General features: G+C 66.3%; 2 protein-coding genes and 1 pseudogene. 1 reads left to right on the forward strand and 2 read right to left on the reverse strand.

Annotation, left to right across the window (positions count from 1 at the left end; all coding sequences use genetic code 11):
* Window positions 1-243 (reverse strand): FAD-dependent oxidoreductase (locus tag JYJ84_RS35395; protein ID WP_205190192.1); only part of this gene is annotated, 243 nt, incomplete at its 3' end.
* A gap of 67 nt (window positions 244-310) precedes the next feature.
* Window positions 311-1,090, reverse strand: coding sequence for an ABC transporter substrate-binding protein (locus JYJ84_RS35400; RefSeq protein WP_122946610.1), 780 nt, complete (start codon window positions 1,088-1,090; stop codon window positions 311-313).
* A gap of 380 nt (window positions 1,091-1,470) precedes the next feature.
* On the opposite strand from JYJ84_RS35400, the pseudogene JYJ84_RS35405 reads away from it, so the two are divergent.
* Window positions 1,471-1,942: pseudogene (locus JYJ84_RS35405) on the forward strand (ornithine cyclodeaminase family protein); the annotation flags it as partial.

The raw sequence follows: 1,942 nt of genomic DNA on the forward strand, positions 1-1,942 counted from the left end.
GAGACAGTCCCAGTAGAGATCGACCGAGCGGTTGCGCGCATAGCGCAACAGCGTGCCGAGCCGGCGCGGAAACGCGTACGGCACGACCGACGAGCGCTCGATCAGCCCCGCATTGCCGTGGCTCGTTTCCTCGCCGGGCGCGCGCCGGTCGACGAGCGCGACGCGCAGCCCGCGATCCTGCAGATGCAGCGCCGACGACACGCCGACGATGCCGGCCCCCAGAACGATGACGTCGAAATCCATGGTTCCCCGTACTGCATCGAGATTCGAAGCGATGCGCGCCGGCGTGGCGGCCGGCGCGCGGCGGTGGTTACTTCGCGACGATGTCGCGCTTGAAATACTTCTGCGACAGCGCGCTGAGCGTGCCGTCCTTCTTCAGCGCGTCGAGCGCGCCGACGATCTTCGCCTGCAGCGCCTTGTCGTTCTTGCGCATCCCGAAGCCCGTGCCTTCGCCGAGCGTCGCCGGATCCTTCAGCGGCTCGCCGACGATCTGGTAGTCGCGGCCGGCCGGCTTGTCGAGGAAACCGTCCTGCGCGGTCTGGGCTTCCTGCACGGCCGCGTCGAGACGACCCGCGACGAGATCGGCGTAGATCTGGTCCTGATCCTGGTACGACACGACGGCCACCCCTGCATTGGCCCAGTGCGCCTTCAGGAAATCCTCCTGCGACGAGCCCTGCAGCACGCCGACGTGCTTGCCGCGCAGGCTCGCGACGTCGGGCCGCAACGGCGAGCCGTGCTTGGCGATCATCACGATCGGCACCACGTAGATCGCCGGCGTGAAGTCGATGCTCTGCCGGCGCTTCGACGTGATGTTCATCGCCGAGTTGATCGCGTCGAACTTGCGCGCCTGCAGTGCCGGGATCAGGCCGTCGAACGAATTCTCGACCCATACGCATTTCATGTTCAGCTTCGCGCACACCGCGTTGCCGATGTCAACGTCGAAACCCTGCAGCTGGCCGGCCGGCGTCTTGCTCTCGAACGGCGGATAGGCGGCTTCGATCCCGAAGCGCAACGTGGACTGATCCGCGTGGGCCGTGACGGCCGCGCAGGCAAGCGCCGCAGCGGCGCAGAGGGAGAGCTTCCAGTTCATGACGGTCCTTCCGTTCTGGATTGAGGCGATGAGGATCGGTCGCACGACGGCCTCGGCCGGGCGCCGGATCGGCATTCGAAGCAGGCGGCCACCACACGGTGGCGCGTCGTATCCTGCCCGCGAAATATAGACTCAAAGTCTACTATAGACTATAGGGGATACGAGAATCGTGCCCCGATAGATGGCCTCGGAATGTCGCAGACCATCCGGAAAGCGTTTGATTTTTCTATGTTTTTTCAGCGACACGCGGCGAAACGCTGTCTCGAAAAGAAAAATTCTCCCGACTTCGTTTGTCTATATTAGACTTTTCGTCCATCACGAACACTGCCGGACACCGTCGATCGAGACCGTCCTGTCCGGCCCCGACCGGAGATGTCCCCATGACGCAAACCGCCCCGACCCTGCCGCTGACCGTCGACGAAGCCGCGGTGCGCGCGGCCCTGCCGTCGCTCGACGTGCTCGGCACGCTGCGCAGCATGTTCGCGTCGCTCGCCGCGGCGCGTGCGGTGCAGCCGCCGCAAACGCTCACGCTGTTTCCCGACCAGGCCGGCGACTTCATCACGTATCTCGGCGCGCTCGCCGACGCGCAGGTGTTCGGCGCGAAGCTGTCGCCGTATGTCGTGACGGGCGGCAAACCCATCGTCACCGCCTGGACCGCGCTGATGTCGATGCGCACCGGCCAGCCGCTGATGTGGTGCGACGCGGGCCTGCTGACCGTCGAGCGCACGGCAGGCACGACCGCGCTCGCGGTCGACTGCCTCGCGCCGCGCAACGCACGCCATCTCGCGATCGTCGGCGCGGGCGCGGTCGGCCTCGCGCACCTGCGGCACACGGCGGGATTGCGCGACTGGG

It is taken from the genome of Burkholderia sp. LMG 13014 (genome assembly GCF_905232215.1).
Lineage (GTDB): Bacteria > Pseudomonadota > Gammaproteobacteria > Burkholderiales > Burkholderiaceae > Burkholderia.

Excerpts from the sequence above, each read along its gene's own strand:
- JYJ84_RS35400 (WP_122946610.1), bottom strand. The coding sequence starts at position 1,090 with ATGAACTGGAAGCTCTCCCTCTGCGCCGCTGCGGCGCTTGCCTGCGCG.